The sequence below is a fragment of the Bacillus sp. FJAT-29814 genome (genome assembly GCF_001510715.1).
In the GTDB taxonomy this organism is placed as follows: Bacteria; Bacillota; Bacilli; order Bacillales; family Cytobacillaceae; genus Neobacillus.
Genome location: NZ_LMTJ01000002.1, coordinates 427,086 through 447,833 on the forward strand (window position 1 = coordinate 427,086; position 20,748 = coordinate 447,833).

At 44.1% G+C, this 20,748-nt stretch carries 19 protein-coding genes; 15 read left to right on the forward strand and 4 right to left on the reverse strand.

What is annotated here, in order from left to right; all coding sequences use genetic code 11:
• Nucleotide 1: 1 nt before the first annotated feature.
• Nucleotides 2-700: a CPBP family glutamic-type intramembrane protease gene (locus AR334_RS06130; RefSeq protein ID WP_066306878.1), complete on the reverse strand. Its 699-nt coding sequence runs from the start codon at nt 698-700 to the stop codon at nt 2-4.
• Nucleotides 701-818: 118 nt separating this feature from the next.
• On the opposite strand from AR334_RS06130, the gene AR334_RS06135 reads away from it, so the two are divergent.
• The 5 genes from AR334_RS06135 (at nt 819) to AR334_RS06155 (ending at nt 5,533) form a co-directional block, all read left to right on the forward strand.
• On the forward strand, nt 819-1,409 hold the full coding sequence (locus AR334_RS06135) for a TetR/AcrR family transcriptional regulator (protein WP_066306880.1): 591 nt from the start codon (nt 819-821) through the stop codon (nt 1,407-1,409).
• Nucleotides 1,410-1,549: 140 nt separating this feature from the next.
• Nucleotides 1,550-1,765, forward strand: a complete 216-nt coding sequence (locus tag AR334_RS06140) for a hypothetical protein (RefSeq protein ID WP_066306882.1) — start codon at nt 1,550-1,552, stop codon at nt 1,763-1,765.
• Between the two features lie 217 nt (nt 1,766-1,982).
• Nucleotides 1,983-2,732 carry a DeoR/GlpR family DNA-binding transcription regulator gene (locus AR334_RS06145; protein ID WP_066306884.1) on the forward strand — a complete coding sequence of 250 codons (750 nt, stop codon included), beginning with the start codon at nt 1,983-1,985 and terminating at the stop codon, nt 2,730-2,732.
• Nucleotides 2,729-3,643 carry a 1-phosphofructokinase gene (gene pfkB, locus AR334_RS06150; protein ID WP_066306886.1) on the forward strand — a complete coding sequence of 305 codons (915 nt, stop codon included), beginning with the start codon at nt 2,729-2,731 and terminating at the stop codon, nt 3,641-3,643. The genes AR334_RS06145 and pfkB overlap by 4 nt, the downstream gene beginning before the upstream one ends.
• Nucleotides 3,644-3,658: 15 nt before the next feature.
• Nucleotides 3,659-5,533, forward strand: a complete 1,875-nt coding sequence (locus tag AR334_RS06155; RefSeq protein WP_066306891.1) for a PTS fructose transporter subunit IIABC — start codon at nt 3,659-3,661, stop codon at nt 5,531-5,533.
• 204 nt (nt 5,534-5,737) lie between these two features.
• Here the strand turns inward: AR334_RS06155 and AR334_RS06160 are convergent, their stop codons facing one another.
• A complete protein-coding gene (locus tag AR334_RS06160) occupies nt 5,738-6,559 on the reverse strand; it encodes a pentapeptide repeat-containing protein (protein ID WP_066306892.1) in 822 nt (273 codons plus the stop codon).
• Nucleotides 6,560-6,737: 178 nt separating this feature from the next.
• Between AR334_RS06160 and AR334_RS06165 the strand changes: the two genes are divergently transcribed.
• Nucleotides 6,738-7,019 (forward strand): YggT family protein, encoded by a 282-nt coding sequence (locus AR334_RS06165; protein ID WP_066306897.1) that lies wholly within the window; start codon nt 6,738-6,740, stop codon nt 7,017-7,019.
• A 282-nt stretch (nt 7,020-7,301) separates the two neighbouring features.
• On the opposite strand, the gene AR334_RS06170 is transcribed toward AR334_RS06165, so the two are convergent.
• Nucleotides 7,302-8,798 carry an RNA-guided endonuclease TnpB family protein gene (locus AR334_RS06170; protein ID WP_066306900.1) on the reverse strand — a complete coding sequence of 499 codons (1,497 nt, stop codon included), beginning with the start codon at nt 8,796-8,798 and terminating at the stop codon, nt 7,302-7,304.
• Between the two features lie 213 nt (nt 8,799-9,011).
• Here AR334_RS06170 and AR334_RS06175 point away from each other — a divergent pair, with 213 nt between their 5' ends.
• The 9 genes from AR334_RS06175 (at nt 9,012) to AR334_RS06215 (ending at nt 16,971) form a co-directional block, all read left to right on the forward strand.
• On the forward strand, nt 9,012-10,025 hold the full coding sequence (locus tag AR334_RS06175) for a S66 peptidase family protein (protein WP_066306903.1): 1,014 nt from the start codon (nt 9,012-9,014) through the stop codon (nt 10,023-10,025).
• 30 nt (nt 10,026-10,055) lie between these two features.
• Nucleotides 10,056-10,952 carry a DMT family transporter gene (locus AR334_RS06180; RefSeq protein WP_066306912.1) on the forward strand — a complete coding sequence of 299 codons (897 nt, stop codon included), beginning with the start codon at nt 10,056-10,058 and terminating at the stop codon, nt 10,950-10,952.
• Nucleotides 10,953-10,973: 21 nt separating this feature from the next.
• Complete coding sequence (locus AR334_RS06185; protein ID WP_066306914.1) at nt 10,974-11,882, forward strand: phosphotransferase; 909 nt, start codon at nt 10,974-10,976, stop codon at nt 11,880-11,882.
• 373 nt (nt 11,883-12,255) lie between these two features.
• Nucleotides 12,256-12,711 (forward strand): Rrf2 family transcriptional regulator, encoded by a 456-nt coding sequence (locus AR334_RS06190; RefSeq protein WP_066306915.1) that lies wholly within the window; start codon nt 12,256-12,258, stop codon nt 12,709-12,711.
• Nucleotides 12,689-12,883: a YezD family protein gene (locus AR334_RS06195; RefSeq protein ID WP_066306916.1), complete on the forward strand. Its 195-nt coding sequence runs from the start codon at nt 12,689-12,691 to the stop codon at nt 12,881-12,883. The genes AR334_RS06190 and AR334_RS06195 overlap by 23 nt, the downstream gene beginning before the upstream one ends.
• 128 nt (nt 12,884-13,011) lie before the next feature.
• On the forward strand, nt 13,012-14,058 hold the full coding sequence (locus tag AR334_RS06200; protein WP_066306917.1) for a sulfate ABC transporter substrate-binding protein: 1,047 nt from the start codon (nt 13,012-13,014) through the stop codon (nt 14,056-14,058).
• A gap of 106 nt (nt 14,059-14,164) precedes the next feature.
• Entirely contained in the window at nt 14,165-15,001 is an 837-nt protein-coding gene (gene cysT / locus AR334_RS06205) for a sulfate ABC transporter permease subunit CysT (RefSeq protein ID WP_066306920.1), read from the forward strand.
• Nucleotides 15,002-15,016: 15 nt separating this feature from the next.
• On the forward strand, nt 15,017-15,886 hold the full coding sequence (gene cysW, locus AR334_RS06210; RefSeq protein WP_066306921.1) for a sulfate ABC transporter permease subunit CysW: 870 nt from the start codon (nt 15,017-15,019) through the stop codon (nt 15,884-15,886).
• Between the two features lie 5 nt (nt 15,887-15,891).
• Nucleotides 15,892-16,971, forward strand: coding sequence for a sulfate/molybdate ABC transporter ATP-binding protein (locus AR334_RS06215; protein ID WP_066307704.1), 1,080 nt, complete (start codon nt 15,892-15,894; stop codon nt 16,969-16,971).
• A gap of 432 nt (nt 16,972-17,403) precedes the next feature.
• Here the strand turns inward: AR334_RS06215 and AR334_RS06220 are convergent, their stop codons facing one another.
• Complete coding sequence (locus AR334_RS06220) at nt 17,404-20,523, reverse strand: DEAD/DEAH box helicase (protein ID WP_066306926.1); 3,120 nt, start codon at nt 20,521-20,523, stop codon at nt 17,404-17,406.
• Nucleotides 20,524-20,748: the final 225 nt, after the last annotated feature.

The window sequence follows — 20,748 nt, forward strand, 5'->3', positions numbered from 1 at the left end:
ATTAATTTGGCAAAAAGTAAAATGAAATGGCGGATGTCATGTCAAATATACCGTGAGCAATGATGAGGGGAACAAGTCGGCGTGTTCTTAAATAAACAATCGGAATGAAGACCATGGGGATAACGGTTAAAAAGCGATAAAGTGAATAGTTCATGTCATATGTTACCGGCAGTGCGATGTGCTGCAGTGCCCAAAAAAACATCACGATAGAAACAGGAATTACTTTGTTGTGGAAAACCTCCTCCAACTTGGGCAGACAATAACCCATATAAATGATCTGTTCCATAATCGCCCAGCCAATCGGCCAAATTATCACACTGTAAATGGCCCCCCAAAGCGGAAGCGGGCCTGCTACGATGGGGGCAGCAGCTTTCCCAAATAAAAGAAGAGATATCAGCGTCGCCCATAAAACCGTTAGAGGCATCACTACAATGAGAACAAGGCCCGACAGCTTTAAGTCGCGTTTTAAATCCCCGGGTGAATACCCGACTAAAGATCTAAACTCTATCCCTTCTCTCCTAACCACCCATAACATTAAACCTAAACAGGCAAAGTCAATCATCGAACCATAGACTGTCCACCATCTCCCAGCAGCCAAGTAATCCAAATGAAACCCCAGTGCTACGATCCCTTGAAAAATAACAGCAAATATCGTACGGCTAAGCAAAATCAATAGGATGATCCAAAGCTTATTTTTCATATTCTCCCACCTATCTCCATAAAACTTTACTTACAGTTAAAATTGTTTTACTATTTAAAATATAGATTGTTATCCATATTTTGTAAAGATAAATTTTTCCAAAATGAGGTGGATTTTTTTGAGACGAGAACAAAACAAAGAATATACGAGAAACCTGCTTATCACTTCGGCTATAGAGCTTTTTAAACAGCAAGAATACCAGAAGACTACAATTGATGAAATTGCCAAAAAGGCTGGGGTGAGCAAGCCGACCTTTTTTGCCTACTTCAGATCAAAAGAACAAATTTTATACGAATTTGACCTTCAGCAGTTAGAAGCATTTGAGTTATATATGAAGGAGCAACTAAATAGCCAAGGGGATTTATTCGCAAATTTAAGGGAAGGCATCATGCATATGGCAACAAATTTGCATAGTACCAATGTGTTGACGCAAAATTTGATGCATTTAGTTACCATTAGTGCAGATTACAAACAATTACTTATGAGAATGTCGACTATTTTTCAATCAATCACGAAAGACGTACTTGAGTTTGGGCAGGAAAATCAAATGGTCACCATGAATATTCCCGCTGATGAGATTGCAAGGGATATTTTCAATATCTATTTAGGTGGATTAGTCAGTTGGGTGATTTCAAATGGGGAAGATTCGCTTGAGGTTTTAATCGGGAGCGCTTTGGAGCATTATTTTACTGGTATTAAAATAGTTTGATAAAACTCTGGTCATAGCCATAATCAAGGTCGAGGTTTGTGACATTACAGCCTGACAGTAGAAAAAATCCAAAGCCTGTTATCGAATGTTAAATAACCTCATATATTTTCTATAACTCTATAGAAAAAAGGGTGAGGCCGATGTTTGCTGTTCATTTTTTTGAAAACAAAAATGCGTTATTAACGCAGCTGCTAAAAAACGTTCCCGCAGTTGGCACAGATTTAAAAATTAAAGGAAGGAAAGCCAAGGTGACAGCCGTAAAACAGATTGATGATAAACATTTCCATGTCCTAGTGACATTGGAATCCCTAAAGAAAAACCAGCCTGCTGTTGATCCAAAAAAGAAAAAAAAGTAATGACATAAGCCGTAAACTTTCGGCTTATTTTTTTTTGCTATAAATCTGTTTCGAAGACTCATAGGCTTGTTTGAATCAGGAAAAATAAACAAGATTCGTCGTTTCTGCGACAGTTTTTGAATGGTAATGATTGTTTGCGAATGTTTATGATTGATTTTAAATGGATTCAGCAGTAAAATAAGTTTATTAAGTGAAAGCGTTTTAGGAGGCGATACTTTTGTTGGAGCCAGAACGCCATCAAATCATATTAGAAGCATTGAAGTCAAAGAACACGGTCAAGCTTCAGGAGCTTATTGAATTAACGAACTCTTCCGAGTCAACAATTCGCCGTGATTTGATTCAATTGGAACAAGGGAAATTTCTCAAGCGGGTTCATGGCGGAGCAGCGAGATTGCAAGGCAAGCTTCAGGAACCAAGCATGACAGAAAAATCCTCCAAAAACCTTCAAGCCAAAAAGGCAATTGCCCAATATGCCGGAGGTTTGGTTGAAGCAGGAGATTGCATATACCTCGATGCGGGTTCTACGGTATTTGAGATAATTCCGTTTCTGCCGGAGGACATTGTCGTCGTCACGAACGGCCTGATGCATGCCAATGAACTGCTGGATAAAAAGATCAAAACCTTTTTAATTGGAGGCCATTGCAAGCCGACCACAAAAGCGATGATTGGCCGAGGGGCCTTGGAAAGCCTCGAGTATTACCGATTTGATAAATGCTTCATGGGCGCCAATGGGATTCACCCGCAATTTGGCTACACCACCCCGGACCCCGAGGAAGCGCAGATCAAACAAAAAGCGATTTCGTTATCCCGCGAAGCCTTTATTCTCGCGGATGAATCGAAGTTTTCCGAGATTGCTTTTTCAAAAATTGCCGATATACACGCGGCAGCCATCATAACGAATGATTTGGACCCTGACTTGAAAGAGCACTTCCACAGCAAGACAAACATAAAGGTGGTATCAGCATGATTTACACAGTTACGTTAAACCCATCGCTTGATTACATTGTCGAACTTGACCAAGTCAAGGTGGGTGAATTAAATAGAACGAAAAATGAAACCAAGTTACCTGGCGGTAAGGGCATTAATGTCTCCCAGGTATTAAAGAGATTGGACGTTGACAGTATAGCACTGGGGTTTATTGGTGGCTTTACCGGTGATTATGTGAAAAGTTTTTTAAAAGAATTAAAGATTGACACAGATTTTGTCAAAGTCGCGGAAGATACCCGCATCAACGTCAAGCTTAAGGCAGATAGCGAAACAGAAGTTAACGCCACAGGCCCTGCCATTACAGAAGAAAATTTCGAAGCGTTAAAGGCGAAAATTCGCGCACTGACAGATAAGGATACTCTTGTTTTGGCTGGAAGCATCCCCGCCTCCATGCCGAAGAGCACGTACGAAGCGCTTGCGAAAATTTGCGATGAAAACGGAACCAAGTTTGTCGTCGATGCTGAAGGTGAACTTTTAAAAAGAGTTCTCCCTTTAAAGCCGTTTCTGATTAAGCCGAATCATCATGAACTTGGCGACTTGTTCGGGGTCGACATCAACACCTGTGAAGAAGCCATTCCTTACGCGAAAGAGCTGATTAAACAGGGCGCTCAAAATGTAATTGTTTCCCTTGCCGGCAATGGCGCGGTGTTGATTACGAAAGATGCAGCCTACATGGCCACTGTGCCAAAAGGAGAAGTAAAAAGCTCAGTTGGTGCAGGGGATTCGATGGTGGCTGGATTTATTGCAACCTATCAAAGCAAAAATTCCATTGAAGAGGCGTTCCGAATCAGCGTGGCAACTGGCAGTGCGACTGCTTTTTCCATCGGGTTATGTACCCGCGAGCAAATGGAAGATTTACTGCCGCAAGTACAATTAAGACAGATCTTTTAATAGAGGAGAACCATTATGAGAATAACAGAGCTATTAACGAAACAAACGATCAACCTCGCTTTAAACAGTTCGCAAAAAGCGGATGTGATTGAAGAACTGGTTACAGTGTTAGACGCTGCAGGCAAATTAGCCAACAGGTCCCAATTTAAACAAGCCATTTTAAATCGTGAAGCACAAAGCACCACCGGAATCGGCGAAGGCATCGCCATTCCCCATGCAAAAACAAAGGCAGTCAAACAGGCAGCGATTGCCTTTGGACGATCGACTGGCGGTGTCAATTACGAATCACTCGACGGGCAGCCAGCCCACCTATTCTTTATGATTGCGGCTACAGAAGGAGCAAACAATACACACTTAGAAGCTCTGTCCCGCTTGTCGACGATTCTATTAAAAGAAGAGGTTCGAAACCAGCTTTTAACGGCTGCATCTGAAGATGAGGTTTTGGCGATTATCAACGCGCATGACCAGGAAGATGAAGAAGAAGAGCAATCAATGGCCGGCAAGAAGCAATTCATCGTGGCTGTTACCGCCTGCCCTACCGGGATTGCCCACACGTATATGTCCGCGGATTCATTAAAATCCAAAGCCGCTGAAATGGGTATTGATATAAAAGTCGAAACAAACGGCTCAGGTGGCGCGAAAAACGTCCTGACAGCCGATGAAATTGAAAATGCGACAGCGGTCATTGTGGCTGCCGATACAAAAGTGGAAATGAACCGATTTAATGGCAAGCATGTCATTGAAGTTCCCGTTGCGGACGGGATTCGTAAGCCGCAGCAACTGATAGAGCGGGCATTAAATCAGGATGCACCTGTTTATCACGGCACTGGCCAGTCCTCCAAAAATGAATCCGATCAAGGCGGCCGCAGCATTGGTTCGACCATCTACAAGCATTTGATGAACGGTGTCTCCAATATGCTTCCGTTCGTGGTCGGAGGCGGTATTTTAATCGCGATCAGCTTCCTTTGGGGCTTTAATTCCGCCAATCCAGATGATCCTTCTTATAATGTCATTGCCGAAGCGTTAATGAAAATCGGTGGCGGAAATGCCTTTGCCTTAATGGTTCCGGTGTTGGCTGGATTTATCGCGATGAGTATCGCTGATCGCCCTGGTTTTGCGGCAGGTATGGTCGGCGGAGCGCTCGCAGCTAGCGGTGGTGCTGGCTTCCTTGGCGGACTTGTGGCCGGTTTCTTGGCTGGTTATGTCGTCGTTGGCTTGAAAAAGCTGCTGGCTGGACTTCCTACTTCACTTGAAGGGATTAAGACCATTTTGTTGTATCCGTTATTAGGGATTGCGATTACTGGGTTCATTATGGTCTTTGTTGTCAACAAACCTGTTGGTGCGTTAAATACCGGGATTTCTGAGTGGTTATCCGGTCTTGGAACAGGAAATGCAGTATTACTTGGCATTGTATTAGGTTTAATGATGTCGTTTGACATGGGCGGCCCTGTCAACAAAGCAGCTTATGTGTTTGGAACCGGGTTAATTGCAAACGGAGTATACGAGCCAATGGCTGCGATTATGGCGGCAGGAATGGTTCCTCCTTTAGGCATTGCCCTTGCGACTACTCTGTTTAAGAAAAAGTTTAGCGTTCAGGACCGAGCTGCTGGTCGCGTCAACTATATCATGGGATTATCGTTTATTACGGAAGGCGCGATTCCATTTGCGGCTGCCGACCCGCTTCGCGTCATCCCATCTGTAATGGCCGGATCAGCTGTTGCCGGTGCATTATCGATGTTGTTCGGGATTGGACTTCGTGCGCCGCACGGCGGAGTATTTGTCATGCCGTTGGTTGATGGCAACTGGTTGATGTATTTGGTAGCGGTAGTCGTTGGTGCGGTTGTTTCAGCGGTATTATTGGGAATTTTGAAGAAACCGGTAAGTGAATAGGTTTGTTTTTAAAAAAAAGCCCTGTTGTCCATGCGGAAACGGGGCTTTTTTGTGTGGATTGTGGGGTTGGTCTGGGACCTGAGAGAATATATCCGCGGAAAAATTGGATATATCTGCAGTAATTTCAATATATCCGCGGAAAATTGAATATATCTGCGATTTTTCCAATATATCCGCGATCATTCGAATATATCCGCGAACAGGTTATTTCCAATGGTCAGGCGTCCGCAAATGTGCCGGCAATTTTGTCCGACCATCGCCACGGGCTGCATTCAACTGAGCCTGCGTCAAAAAGAGGCTTCCGGTAAGGTCGGCTCCGGATAAGTTCGTGTCCCTTAAATCCGCCCCAATCATGTCGGCAAATCGCAAATCGGCTTCCCGCAGGTCTGCCGCAATCAGGAGCACCCCTCTTAGATTCGCTCCTCTTAGGTCAGCCTTTCTTAACTTGGCCCCTAGCAAGTCCATTCCCCGGCCGATTTTCTTATTTTTTTGAGTTGTAACTTTTGCACGGACCAAATCACTAGTTTTTAAAAGTAACTCATTTACTTTCGCCCGGTGTACCGGAACATCTAGGTCTAGAATGGCCGCTGGGCTTATCGTTGTGAGATTTTCCGTTTCTTCCAAAGCAGCCTGCAATTCCTTATGAATGGACCGGGCGGCCTCCAAATGAAGCGCCTCATTCAAATAATAAAGGATCTCGTGAAGCTGCTGCATAATCTGAAAGACCTCGAACATTTCTTTTGCTGAATCAGGATTCTCCCGCCAATCGTTGCCGCCATAAGTGGTCTGCGACACCTTCTGCCCAGCACCAAAGCATTCATATACGGTACAGCCGCGAAACCCTTCTTTTCTGAGATCTTGGTGAATCCGGCAGCGATAGTCAGACTGAAGATTTTTGCAAGGGGTTCCTCCGTTTTTATCAAAAGCGAAATCAGCCGACTTTGCATAAGGAAGCGCCACACAGCACAACCCGAAGCAATTCTGGCAATCCGCCCCATATTTATTGATTGTTGTAGGATTCGACATCTTGACACGTCCTCTAAAAAAAATCTATCCAATAGTATACTATAATTTTTATGATAGCACCTGCATCCCCATAGCATTATTTTTGCAATTCTATCGGGGACTAGTATAAAATACTATGAAACCATCTAAAATGACAAACGTATATAATATTCAATACTAGAATAGGCAGGAGATTTTATTGGGTATAAACATTTTACAACTTGGACAATATGCATTTGATATTTATTATTGGATGATTATCATCGCCATTTTCGGGTCATGGTTTCCTGGATTTCAAACCTCGAAGGTGGGCCAGGGGATTGGCAAATTGGTTGAACCCTATTTAGGATTCTTTAGAAAGTTCATCCCTCCGCTCGGGCCGATTGATTTTTCACCCATTATTGCCCTCTTTGTGTTTCACTATTTAAGCAGCTTTGCTTTAGAAGGGCTTAACCAATCATTGAATTTCTTGGGGATTTGATAAAAGGCGAACAGTTCCGTCACTGTTCGCCTTTTATATTTTTCGGCAAAATCGTAGCGTAACATACTCTTCATGCTCGCCTTTTCCAAAGGCACGCTGCTCCATGACAAAACGATATCCCCTCTTGATAATTGAATTCTATAACCCCTTCCCTATTCCCTTTTAAAAATAGAAGTTTTCTAGGTATATGAGTATCCCCATAACTAAAGTTAGGGGTTTCGAAAGATTAGGCTTTAAAAGCCCATTGTCTTTACGTGGGCTACCACTAGTCCCGCTAATACATCAGGCCGCAGCCTTCAGCTTTTCATGTTTTTTCTCCATTATAATGATTTTCTTTGGGGCTTGAAGGAACTGCTTTCTTTCTAGTCCTTCAAATGCCTGCTTTACATGTTTGCGAACAATATTAAAAGCGCCATTTACATCTGCATGAATAAGAACGTTAGACCCTTTAATTTTGTAAAAAGCTCTGCTACACCGATACCCACTAAAATATGGATGGGTATCATCCCCATAGGTTGGAATTGCATCATTGTCCAAAAAGCTAGACTTGGAGGTATAGCTTTCTTCACGGTCAATGACTTGAATTCCTTTCCGTTCAGCCTTGTATCGAATCATTTCTATGAACGTCGCATACGGAATTTGGATGAAGGTCTGCTTATCTGACTTTTTCATTTCTACCTCCGATTTCCAACCAACATTTCTACCTATAATGATGGTATCAATCGTTCTTTCTACGGCAATCTCCACCACTTTTGCACTGGCTTTATGTAAAAAATCCATGACACGATTATTCCTTTTTCTATCCAAGGAAATTAAGCGATTGGTAGTAAATATCCCTTCTTTTGGGTCCTTCCCATTTCTTATAACACACATGTAATTGGCCCTTAATTTGTTATAGTATTGATTAAGGGATTTTAACCATGTGCCTTTGATAAGCAGAGGCTGACGCCCCGTGTTATCGACGATAGTTGCCAGGTTATCGACTCCTAAATCAATACCCATTACCCGTTTGGGAGTAAATATAAATTCATTTTTTTGTTTTTCAGTTCTTTTGATTTCCTTTTCCTGTTCACTTTTAAAAACAATCTCTACTACATAGCGGCCATAGGACGGTACGATTCGAACCTGTTGTAATTCCCCTTCAGATTGAACAATCTTGCCAAGTTTTAATAGAAGAGGGGTTCCAGGTAATTTCAACCTATTCCCCTCTTTTATATCCGTAATTTGATTCGTCAGATAACAGGTTGTGCGGCTATTCTTCGGTTTATATTTTGGGATTTTTGGTTTACCGGAAAAGCTTTCGGGATGGATTTTATATTTCTTAGAGGCTTCAAAATAGCTTTTCCAATCATCATATACTTTCTTCATTGTCTGTTGATTGGACTGAGAGGGCATTGAGGTGTAATCGGTCTGTTTCATAATCTTAAATAAAGCTTCTACAAAGGTATATCCAATGAAGGATTTTTCTTGGGATGGCATTTCAAAAAGCTTCAACTTTGGCTCTATTATTTTTCCTTCTTTGTCTACATTCATCGGTTTTGCTTTTGCTTTTTCATAGCTTTTTAGACGAATTTCATTCATTTGAGGCAAATAGGTTTCAATATCTTGTAACACTTGAAGTTGATTTTCATTTTTAATTTCCTTTTTTAATGCTGTATATACCTGACGAATATAGTAATTGGTAATGTTGTACAAGTTTTTCGCCTTAAAACAAAGCGAATCACAGTAACCGAACAACTCATGTTCAGGATGAATGTGTATTTTATAGGAACTATACATAGTCTTCACCTCCCTCGCAACCAGAACAAATGTTCGGTTTTTATTATAGCAGTGATTAGACTAAATGTATAGTAAGACCTGGTTGTTTTATTGAAAAATAAGCAAAAAAATACAGCTTATATCCCCATATCTAAAGCTAGGGGTTTTACGCTGCTTTTTGATAAATATTCATAATTTTGATAAAATCATCTAAAAGCATTTAGGGGGATGTCGATGATTACCTATCCATTTTTAAAACAGGCAGCAACCATTGGCGTAACAGCGCCTTCATCCGGAGTGCCAGCCGAATTGCATGATCTTGTTAAGCTTGCCTGTAATCGCCTTGAACGGGACGGGTTTCAAACAATCATCGGGGAAACAGTCTGGACAGAAGACAAAACAAAATCTGCCCCCGCGTTGAAACGGGCCGCTGAATTTAAAGATATGATGGATAACGATGACATCGACATCATCCTACCTCCATGGGGCGGTGACCTATTAGTCGAGATTCTTGAGCACCTTGACTTTGAAACTATGAAAACCAAGTGGGTATTAGGCTACTCCGATGTGAGTGGTCTTTTACTAGCTATTACATTACAAACCGGGATGGCTACTGCCCACGGGACAAACCTGATCGATTTACGCGGAGAATATTCGGACGAAACAACTGCGGCGTGGCGGGCTGTTTTATCAACAAACACCGGAGATTCTATCGACCAGCGCTCCTCGAAACTCTTTCAAAAGGAGTGGAATCATTCGAATCCGTCGCCATGCGTGTTTCATTTAACTGAGCCGACTGTTTGGAAAACAGTTTCTAGCCAGACTGAGAAAATTCATGGCCGATTGCTTGGCGGCTGCATTGACATTATCCGCCATCTAATTGGCACACCATTTGGTGATGTCGCCAGTTTTAGAAAAGAGCACATCCCCGGAGAGCAACTAATTTGGTATTTGGAGAATTGCGAATTAAACACGGCCGACCTCCGCAGGTCGCTGGTCCAAATGAAACTGGCAGGCTGGTTTGAACATTGTTCCGGCCTGATGTTTGGGAGGGATCCGAATAAACCTGTGAAAAACTACTACGTCGAGGATGTTTACAAAGATCTTGCCGACGAACTTGGAATTCCGATTATCTACGATATCGATTGCGGTCACATACCACCGCAGATGACGTTTATCAATGGCGCATTTGCTGAGGTCGAAGTAAAGGACGGCAAGGGAACCGTCCGGCAAACGTTCCGGTCATAATGATTTATACACGAGGGGCTGTTATTCAACATGAATGGAAAAGTAAAATTACTTTCGGCCATGCTGATTTTTGGAAGTCTTGGCCTTTTTGTAAAAAATATCGACCTGAGTTCGAGCGAAATTGCCTTTTTAAGGGGCGTTATCGGGAGCCTATTCCTACTCGTTGCCAGTTTACTGGTCAAACACAAGGTATCCGTTAAAATGTTAAAGAAAAATGCCGTTTTGCTGCTTTTATCCGGGGGCGCGGTCGGCCTAAATTGGATTTTTCTTTTTGAATCGTACCGGTACACGACCATCTCCAATGCCACTATCAGCTATTACTTTGCGCCGGTGTTTGTGATGATTTTGGCCCCGTGGATTTTGAAGGAAAAAATCACCCTTGCGAAGGCGGGCTGCATCCTTGCGGCGATGGCCGGATTATTTTTGATCGTCCAAAACGGGTCAGTTGGTGGAACTGGCACTTATAATCACGGACTCGGCATCTTCTACGGCCTATTAGCGGCGGGCTTTTATGCCAGCGTCATTTTAATGAACAAATTTATTAAAAATTTATCGGGGTTTGAAATCACGCTTGTACAGTTGATGACAGCGGCCATTGTCCTGCTTCCTTATATTTTAGTACGGGGACAGCTGGATTTATCAGGGTTAAACTCCTCTTCGATTATGTTCATCCTGATCCTCGGGATCGTACATACGGGTTTTGCCTATTTTTTATATTTTTCGTCGCTTCAGCAGTTAAAAGGGCAGACTATAGCCGTACTCAGCTACATTGACCCGATATCAGCTGTCATTTTCGCCGCGATCTTTTTAAGCGAGAGTATGACTGTTCTGCAAATGGTTGGCGGTGTCCTGATTTTGGGGTCAACCTTTTTAAGTGAAAAACTTGAAGTGAACTTGGGCAAAAATAATCCTACTACAACTTCTTAATAGAATAGGTGCGTGCGTTGGATGAATGACCCGTGGTCTCCGGAGATTGAGGTTTCTAAAAGCATAGCGGAGTTGATGATTGGTCGTCAGTTCCCGCAGTTGAAACCAGTGACAGCCCATGTGCTGGGAGAAGGATTTGATAATTCCGTCTATCTAGTAAATGGGCAGTTTGTTTTTCGGTTTCCCCGCAGGGAGATCGCAGCTGGTTTGCTGGAGACGGAAATCAAGCTGCTTCCAGGGATAGCGCCATTTCTGCCAATCCCGGTACCGAATCCTCTTTTTGTCGGGACTCCTGATGAACCATTTCCATGGCCGTTTGCCGGGTATAAGCCCTTATGCGGTGTAACGCCAACGGGATTGACGCTTGAACAGCGAATGCTATCCGTTGAACCATTGGCCAAATTTTTAAAGACATTGCATGCTTTTTCTGCCTCGGAAGCGGAAAAGCTGGGGCTTCCCCATGACCAATTGGGCAGGCTTGATTTTCTAAAAAGAAAGCCAATGCTCGAGGTGAATATGGAAAAGGCAAAAGGGCTGATGGGGTATGATGAAATGAAACGGATTGGGGGCTTCCTCTCGTCCATTCGAAGGCCGTTTACGAATGAAACCGAAGCACTCCTTCATGGTGATCTGCATATTCGCAATATGCTTGTCGATGAAGCTGGCCGCGTATCGGCCGTGATTGATTGGGGCGATACCCATATTGGCCACCCGGCGCTGGACCTGTCGATTGTTTATAGTTTTTTACCTGCTGAAGGCAGGAAATCCTTTTATCAGGTGTATGGTGAGGTAGAACCAGAAATCAAACGCATGGCCCGCTTCAAAGCCATATACACCCTCCTTTTGCTGCTTTTATATGGGGAAAATCGGGGCGATGTGCATTTGGTCGATGATTGCCGGACTGGACTCCGGTTGGCACTAACAGATTAATTCGCTTTTACCACTGCGCACCCTCTTTGCTTCCCCCTCCCTCCTTTTTCCTATGTCGATAAAAATTTCAAAAAGTTCTTGATTTTGAACAAATGGCATATTATGATTTTTAAATAAGTAATCCTATAGAGTTAATGGGATTTAAAAATAAATGGGCTATTGAGACAACCCACTCAAAGAGTGGGATAAGTGTCCTTCAACCATTCATTGCATATATTTATAAAAAACTAATACCTAGTAAACAAGTCTTGTCCCATCACGTCATCGGGATGAATTTTTATCAGTGAATGTTGACTGAAACACTCAAGTTTAATAGGAATCTATTCTTATCAATGAATCTTGACTGAAACACTCAACATTAGGAGGCATGTCCATGAAGGTGTCGAGTAAAGGAGAATATGCACTGCGAGCCCTACTGTTGCTAGGGAATCATCAAGGGACTGTAATGGGGATTCAGGAAATTTCGGAAAAAACACTGGTCAGCATTCATTACCTGGAACAGATCCTGCTCCAGCTCAAAAAACTGGGCTATCTCACCAGCAAACGAGGCGCTAAAGGCGGTTACATGCTTTACAAGCAGCCAAACGAAATCAATTTGGGAGAAGTCATCCGGGAATTGGAAGGCCCATTGTCCCCCATGTCATGTGCCTCTATTACCAAATATGAACCATGTCCTTTGGAGGAGGGATGTCAATTAAAGCCGCTATGGTCGTTAATCCGAGATGCGATTGCTTATATTCTTGAGCAAACGACACTCCAAGATTTGCTGGAAAACCGAGTTAGCCTAATAAAAGGAGAGGATTTAGTTGTCATTAAAAGGACATCTTGACCAGCAGGTGCTGGAAAAAATCACGAGCCTGTTGAATGGGTTGGAATTTGGAACCATTCAAATTACCGTCCATGATTCACAAATTACCCAGATAGACCGCTTGGAAAAACACCGGCTGCCGCTGCAAAAAAAAGCGAACAGCCAAAGTTCCAGCCAACAACGAAAGATATGAAAATGATTAGCTGCCGATCGGTCACCCGAAGGCCCCTTAGTTAATGTACATGGCAATGTGCATCCAATAACTAATGGGCTTTTTTTATTGAAAAAAGCCCTCAAAAAAACAAATAGAGGAGAATCAATATGCTAAAAAAATTCTGGATAACACTTTTTTCAATTTTATTATTAACCGGGGTGGCCGCATGCTCCAGCCAAAGTTCCACGGAACCGTCAAAAAAAGCAGCTGCGAACAAAAAAGAACCCGTTACATTATTAAACGTTTCCTATGACCCAACCCGAGAATTATATGAGGAATTTAACAAAAGCTTTGCCGCCTACTGGGAAAAAGAAACAGGCCAAAAGGTGACGATTAACCAATCTCATGGCGGCTCCGGCAAGCAGTCTCGGTCGGTTATCGATGGCTTGGAGGCAGATATCGTCACACTTGCCCTTGCCTATGATATCGATGCGATTGCCGATGCCGGCAAGCTGGATGAAAAATGGCAGGAGCGACTCGCAGACAACAGTTCACCGTATACGTCCACCATCGTCTTCCTGGTCCGGAAAGGCAATCCAAAAAATATCAAGGATTGGGATGATCTAGTGAAAAAAGATGTGTCCGTGATTACACCAAATCCGAAAACCTCCGGCGGGGCGAGATGGAATTACTTGGCGGCCTGGGGCTATGCCCTCCAGCAAAGCAACGGTGACGAACAAAAGGCAAAAGAATTTGTGGAAAAACTGTTTAAAAACGTTCCAGTATTGGATTCGGGTGCCCGCGGTTCGACGACGACCTTTGTGGAAAGAGGCATCGGCGATGTTTTGATTGCCTGGGAAAATGAGGCCTATCTCGCGATCAACGAGCTTGGCAAGGACAAATTTGAAATCGTCAATCCATCCGTCAGCATTTTGGCAGAGCCTCCTGTAACCGTTGTGGACAGTATTGTAAAAAAACACGGAACAGAAGAAGTGGCCAAAGCTTATCTTGACTATTTGTATAGTAAAGCAGGACAGGAAATTGCCGCGAAAAACTATTATCGCCCACGGAACGAGGATATAGCTGCCAAATATGCCGATCAGTTTCCAGATATCAAGCTATTTACCATCGATGAAGTGTTTGGTGGATGGAAGAAAGCGCAAAAAATCCATTTTGATGACGGGGGAATATTTGATCAGATTTATAAGCCTTAGTTTAGGAGGATTTTGTCTAATAGGAGGGATTGGCGTAGTCGGCGGCTCTTTCTCGAACCTCGACTGCGCCAATAAATGAAAACATTTAGAATGGAGAGGCTTGCACGTGTTTAAACAATCCAAACACCACCGAGTGCTGCCAGGTTTCGGGCTATCGATGGGATATACCGTCATCTACTTAAGCCTGATGATCCTCATCCCAATTGCCGTGTTATTTTTAAAAGCAACCACCATCAGCTGGGCGGAATTATGGGAGACTGTAACCGATGAAAGAGTCGTAGCTTCCTATAAAATAACGTTCTACACCTCCTTTATCGCCGCTCTTGTGAATGCGATATTCGGAACACTCATTGCCTGGGTATTGGTGCGATACAACTTCTTTGGTAAAAAGTTCGTTGACGCGCTGGTGGATTTGCCATTCGCCATGCCAACAGCCGTTGCCGGCATTGCCCTAACGACGATTTATGCGCCTAACGGCTGGCTCGGGCAATATTTTGCCCAACTGGGGATCAAGATTTCCTACACCCAGTACGGGATTATGATTGCACTGACGTTTATCGGCCTCCCCTTTGTCGTCCGTTCCGTACAGCCGGTATTGCAGGACCTGGATCAGCAATATGAAGAAGCCGCCGCAACCCTTGGTGCTCATTCGGGACAGATTTTTTTCAAAGTTATTTTTCCGGCGATTTTTCCGGCAATCTTAACCGGCTTTGCCCTTGCCTTTGCCAGGGCATTGGGGGAATACGGTTCGGTCGTGTTCATATCAGGCAATATGCCAATGAAAACGGAAATCGTCCCCCTGCTCATCATTACAAAATTGGAGCAATACAACTACGGCGGCGCTGCTGCTATTGCCGCGGTTATGCTCATCTTCTCATTCATTCTCTTATTCTTAATAAATTTTTGGCAATGGAAGACAGCGAAAAAACACCAAATGACCTAGAGGGGTTTTGCACACATGGAAACTAGTAATCTTGTTGAAGTAACAAGTACAAGAGCCAGCAGCTTTAAGCTGGCTCCCATCAGGAAATGGCTGTTGATTGGCGTGGCCCTCAGTTTTTTGGGCATCTTTATTTTCATTCCGCTGCTCGCCGTTTTCTCGGAAGCCTTGAAAAAAGGAATCGGGCTATACTTCGCGGCGATTATAGAACCCGATGCATTGGCGGCAATCAAATTAACCCTGCTTACCGCCTTGATTGCCGTACCCGTGAATACGCTGTTCGGGGTCATAGCCGCATGGGGCATTACGAAATTCAATTTTAAAGGGAAAAATATTTTGATTACCTTAATTGATATCCCGTTCGCGGTGTCTCCGGTTATTGCCGGTCTCGTATTCGTGCTTTTGTTCGGAACAAGTGGTGTGCTTGGGCCGTTTTTGGAAGCGAACAATATGAAAATCATATTTGCGGTACCAGGAATTGTTATTGCCACCCTCTTTATCACGTTCCCATTTGTGGTCCGCGAGTTAATCCCGATTATGCAGGAACAAGGTTCCGAGGAGGAGCAAGCCGCCCTGACCCTCGGTGCCAGCGGGTTGCAGATGTTTTTTCGGGTAACGCTGCCCAATATTAAGTGGGGGCTTTTGTACGGCATCATTCTATGCAATGCCCGAGCCATGGGCGAGTTCGGTGCCGTTTCGGTTGTGTCCGGTCACATCCGCGGACTAACGAACACCGTCCCACTTCATGTTGAAATCTTGTATAACGAGTACAATTTTTCGGCCGCCTTTGCCGTGGCGTCCCTGCTTGCGCTGTTGGCTATTGTTACTCTTGTTTTTAAAAGCATCGTGGAATGGAAGACAAAGAGAAATAATCATGGGGAGAGATGATGGAAATGGGGATTACACTCAATGGGGTCACCAAAGTATTTGGCACCCAAGCAGCCGTTCAAGATATTAACCTTAAAATTCCAACCGGGGACTTTGTGGCATTACTGGGGCCATCCGGCTCGGGCAAAACCACCTTGTTAAGGATGATTGCCGGATTGGAAGGATTGGATAAAGGGAAGATTTTTTTCAATGAGGTCGATTATACTGCTAAAACAGTGAAAGAGCGCAAGGTTGGCTTCGTGTTTCAGCATTATGCCCTGTTTAAGCATATGACGATTTTTGAAAATGTCGCATTTGGGATGAAGGTGAAGCCACGGAAATGGCGCCCTTCGAAAAAGGAAATCCAGGAAAAAGTATTCGAATTATTAAAGCTGGTTCAATTGGAGCATGTTGCCGACCGCTATCCATCCCAGCTTTCAGGCGGACAGCGGCAGCGAATTGCCTTGGCGCGGGCATTGGCGGTTGAGCCGGAGGTGCTGCTTCTGGATGAACCATTCGGCGCACTCGATGCTAAGGTTCGCCAGGAGCTGCGGCACTGGTTAAGGGAAATCCATCAAAAGCTTAACATTACCACTGTGTTTGTTACCCATGATCAAGAGGAAGCACTTGAGATGGCGGATACTGTGGTGGTCATGAATCATGGACGGATTGAACAAATTGGCTCACCTCAGGATGTGTATGAAAAACCGGCAAATGCCTTTGTGTATAGCTTTTTAGGCCGGGTCAACGAATTCCGCGGCGCTGCCCTGTCAAATGGAAGTGATAAGGAAGAAGCAGTCGGTTACATTAGGCCGCATGAGATCCTGTTGAGTAAAATTCCCAAGAGATACAGTGTTGCGGCCGAAGTTTCCCATGTACACGCTGTTGGTTCAACTGTCCGGGCGGTTCTAAGACGACTGGATACGAATGATTTTTTTGAAGTGGAAGTAGCTTTGGATCAATATCGTGCATTGGATCAATTTTCAAAAGGTGCCCTACTTTATGCTGAATTTACGAATATCATTGTGTTTAAGGAAAAGGAGAAGCTGGGCCGTTCGATGATTGTGGAAAAAGTAACTGGGGAGGCGTTTTCGGCTTTATCTTAAAGTGAGAAGGCTCAGTTATTATTCATTGTTGTCTCTCGGGTAGGTATGGGAATTCATAAACGGAGAATTTCCGGTTAATGTATATAGTTGAGGCTTAAAAGGCTGAAATAAGCGGAGATATTCCGGTTATCTGCTCTAAATTAGACTAAATTCAATGATTTAGATGATATAAGCGGAAAAACTACCCTTATTTTTAGGGAAATATAGGTATTTCCCTAAATAAGCGGAATTCCTCCGCTTATTTATCAAACACAGTGAAATCAACATTCAGCAATACAGAGCTTATGAGAAAAAAACTTGAGGACAACTTGACTTTTTTTTCAAGGTGTTTTGTCCTCAAGGCGCCTTTTTGACGACACTTCTTTATTATTTTTCAGGTTATTCTAGTGCCAACAACAATTTAGGCATTTCTGAAGTGGAGCCCCCATTCCCCTACACCATCAAAATCTCCCGAATATCCTCTTCTGTCAAAACTCCCAACACTTTTTCATCGGAATCAAGGATATCCTCGACTAGATGCCGCTTCTTGTCCTGCAGCTCATTCATTTTTTCTTCGATGGTTCCGCGGGCGACCAGCTTAATGACCTGTACGACATTCTTCTGGCCCATACGGTGGGCGCGGTCGGCTGCTTGTTCCTCGACCGCAGGATTCCACCAGGTGTCATACAAAATAACCGTGTCGGCTCCCATCAAGTTCAAGCCCGTTCCGCCGGCCTTTAAGGAAATCAAAAATAAATCACGTTCTCCGTGGTTGAACCGGTCGCAAATCTCAACTCGTTCCTCAGAGGGTGTGCTGCCATCAAGGTAAAAATAAGCCTGGCCCTTTGCCGTTAAGGTCCTCCCGATGATCTCAAGCATTTTCGTAAACTGCGAAAAGATCAGTACGCGCCGGCCTGACAGCCGGGATTCATCCAGGATCTCCATCAACTGCGTAAATTTTGTTGAACCGCCATCATAGCCATCGACAAACAAACCAGGGTGGCAGCAAATCTGCCGCAGTCGCGTCAATCCCGCCAAGATTCTGATGCGATTTTTTCGGATGGTATCTTTGTCCAAATGCTTTAGTGTGTCATGGCGCAGTTTCGCCAAATAGGCAGCATAAAGCTTCTTTTGTTCAGGATACAGCTCGACGGTTTCGAGGAACTCCCGTTTTTCCGGCAGCTCGGCCAACACATCCTCCTTCACCCTCCGCAAGAAGAACGGCCGGATTCTACGGGCAATCTTCTTCCTCGAAAGCCTGCTAAATTCCTTTAGCCCGAGGAATAACTCCGGAAAGACAACATGAAAAATCGACCACAACTCCTCCGCCGAATTCTCAACGGGCGTGCCGGTTAATGCAAACCGATGCCCCGCCTGGAGTTTCTTAACCGCCCTAGCCGTTTGCGTCACCGGATTCTTGAACGCTTGAGCCTCATCAAAGAACACTGTATGAAAGGTCTGTTTTTCAAACCATTTAATATCCCCGCGCAGTAGCGGATAGGAGGTAATCAGCACATCAACATCATCCAAATCGGCCAAAAGCTCCGACCGTTTATCCTTGCTTCCGTCAATGACAACAGCCCGCAAGTCCGGAGCAAACTTCCCAAGTTCACTCAGCCAGTTATACACCACCGATGATGGACAAACCACCAACACCGGCAGCTTGCCATCCCGGACTTCACCAACAACCGAAACGATATACGCGATACTTTGGATCGTTTTCCCCAAGCCCATATCATCTGCCAAAATCCCGCCAAATCCGTAATACGCCAGAGTTTTCATCCACTTGAATCCAACCTTTTGATACTCTTTCAGAATCGGCTCCAAACCTGAAGGAACCGCAAACTCCAACCTGCCGGGGTTTCGCAGCTCGTCCATAAACTGACGGAACGATTCCTCCAGTTTGAATGCATCACTTACCTCTACCGTATCAAGAAGCTGCAAGCATTTCTCGACAGGCAGCGCCAATCCGTCGGCCAAATCCTGATCCTGTAACAGCGGCGACTTAAGATACCGCTGGATCTCCTCGAATTCCCTCGTCTGGAGCGACAGCAACGAGCCATTCGGAAGCCGGTAATACTTTCGCTTTTCCTCTAACGCCGCCAGGACCTCACGGATTTCCTCATTGGAAATGCCCTTCATTTCAAACTTGAAATCCAGCCAATTCGTCCGCTCTTTTCTAACCTTGACTCTAATCTTCGGAAAAACATCTTTAAGAACAATTCGATTCCTGACCGCGGTTGTGGCGTAAATTTGCACGAGCTTCTGCAGCTTTGGCACAACATGAACCAGAAACTCATATTCTAGTTCTTCATTTTGCAAAAAGTAGCCCCCATCGGTCTTAGCAAACGAACTTTCATCCATGATTTCGAGAATTTGCTGTTCCTTCGCCGCATCCCTCATCACCATGACGCCCGCCGGAAATTCCCGTCCTTCCAATGGATTAATTATCACATGTTGATAGTGGAATTCCAGGCCGGCGAGCAGGCGATTTTTCACTCGGTCGAGATAGAGCTTAGCCACAAGTGGGGCAGGCTTTAGCTGCTCCCTTAATTGCTCATCAATGTTCACCTGCCCCAGCCTTTTTAGACCTGGCGCGATTTTTTCAATAAAAATCAGCAATTGGCTTGGCGGGATAGGAATTTCGTTCCTTCCGGCTGCCGCGAGCATCTTCTTCAGTTCCAGCAGTCGTTTATAGTCTTGGTCCTCTAATTGGTTTATTTTTCCAGCATAAAGAACTGACCGATAGGAATCAAGGATGATCAAGCGCCCAAGACCGGTAATCACCAATTCTTTTTTCGAAAAATCAAACTGCAAGGGCAGAACGCCTTCGGACAAGCTCAAACCCTCATATAATTGCCCTCCATGCTCAATCCTTACGTTTGGTGTTTTTAAAAGTAAGGGCAGTATCCGTTCCCATGAAGTCGAAGGTATGGGCAGTATTTTCTTGTCCATGTTTCCTTCAGGCTTGCCAAAAACATGCTCATCACGCATCACATGGATGAGTTCTTGGATGACACTATCGGTCTCTTGCTGAAAACAATGCAGGCTTGGGTCGTAAGGAAACGGGAACGAACGTCCGTCTCTTACCTGTTCCAAAAATGCGCGGATGTCGTACACTTTGGCGATTTCAATACCAATAATGTACTGCCCATTCCCAATTTCAACGGGTTTACAGATTAACCCCACATCCAACACGGTTCTTTTTTCAAAATGACGTTGGTGGCCGCTGTTGCGAATTGGCTTTTCGTCGAAGATTGTCAGCAAGCCTTCGGCCAGCTCCTGACGAGGTTGCCCGCGGTCATAAATCGCAAGTAAAACAGCCGCAACATGCTGACATTCCTTTTTAAAAGAAGTAAGTTTCGGGCAGCTGCATTTCGCCCGAATTTTGCCGTTCTCATCTGTTTCGATTGCTACAAGAAAAGCCTCATCACCATCAACAGTCGCCTGCCAATAGTTGGAGCTATATTTTTCAAAAGTTACTTTATTTGTCCGATAAAAATAATCTCCTCTTTTGAAGGAGACGGAACCACACATTTCAGTTATGATTTTATGATTTAACTCTATGTTCAAGTGGATTGCTCCTTCCTCGAGGGTGAAGCAGTGGATGATTCTCTGCTGCATTTAATATAACGATTTTACCACAAAGGAGAAAGAATCATAAGAGAGCCAGTTTTTATTTCCTGCAATAGCTGTTTCTATTAGGCATTTTCTAAGATTCCACTTCTTCTTGCCGCCTCCTAGTTTATCAATCTTTCAATCTGCTAAGCAGCTACCAAATGATTCAAAAGAACTGCA

What these genes read in the sequence shown, in the direction of transcription:
- AR334_RS06215 (WP_066307704.1), top strand. Translation starts at nt 15,892, where the DNA reads ATGGGGATTACACTCAATGGGGTCACCAAAGTATTTGGCACCCAAGCA.
- AR334_RS06140 (WP_066306882.1), top strand. Translation starts at nt 1,550, where the DNA reads ATGTTTGCTGTTCATTTTTTTGAAAACAAAAATGCGTTATTAACGCAG.
- AR334_RS06130 (WP_066306878.1), bottom strand. Translation starts at nt 700, where the DNA reads ATGAAAAATAAGCTTTGGATCATCCTATTGATTTTGCTTAGCCGTACG.
- AR334_RS06175 (WP_066306903.1), top strand. Translation starts at nt 9,012, where the DNA reads ATGATTACCTATCCATTTTTAAAACAGGCAGCAACCATTGGCGTAACA.
- AR334_RS06180 (WP_066306912.1), top strand. Translation starts at nt 10,056, where the DNA reads ATGAATGGAAAAGTAAAATTACTTTCGGCCATGCTGATTTTTGGAAGT.
- AR334_RS06170 (WP_066306900.1), bottom strand. Translation starts at nt 8,798, where the DNA reads ATGTATAGTTCCTATAAAATACACATTCATCCTGAACATGAGTTGTTC.
- AR334_RS06155 (WP_066306891.1), top strand. Translation starts at nt 3,659, where the DNA reads ATGAGAATAACAGAGCTATTAACGAAACAAACGATCAACCTCGCTTTA.
- AR334_RS06160 (WP_066306892.1), bottom strand. Translation starts at nt 6,559, where the DNA reads ATGTCGAATCCTACAACAATCAATAAATATGGGGCGGATTGCCAGAAT.
- AR334_RS06185 (WP_066306914.1), top strand. Translation starts at nt 10,974, where the DNA reads ATGAATGACCCGTGGTCTCCGGAGATTGAGGTTTCTAAAAGCATAGCG.
- AR334_RS06200 (WP_066306917.1), top strand. Translation starts at nt 13,012, where the DNA reads ATGCTAAAAAAATTCTGGATAACACTTTTTTCAATTTTATTATTAACC.
- pfkB (WP_066306886.1), top strand. Translation starts at nt 2,729, where the DNA reads ATGATTTACACAGTTACGTTAAACCCATCGCTTGATTACATTGTCGAA.
- cysW (WP_066306921.1), top strand. Translation starts at nt 15,017, where the DNA reads ATGGAAACTAGTAATCTTGTTGAAGTAACAAGTACAAGAGCCAGCAGC.
- AR334_RS06190 (WP_066306915.1), top strand. Translation starts at nt 12,256, where the DNA reads ATGAAGGTGTCGAGTAAAGGAGAATATGCACTGCGAGCCCTACTGTTG.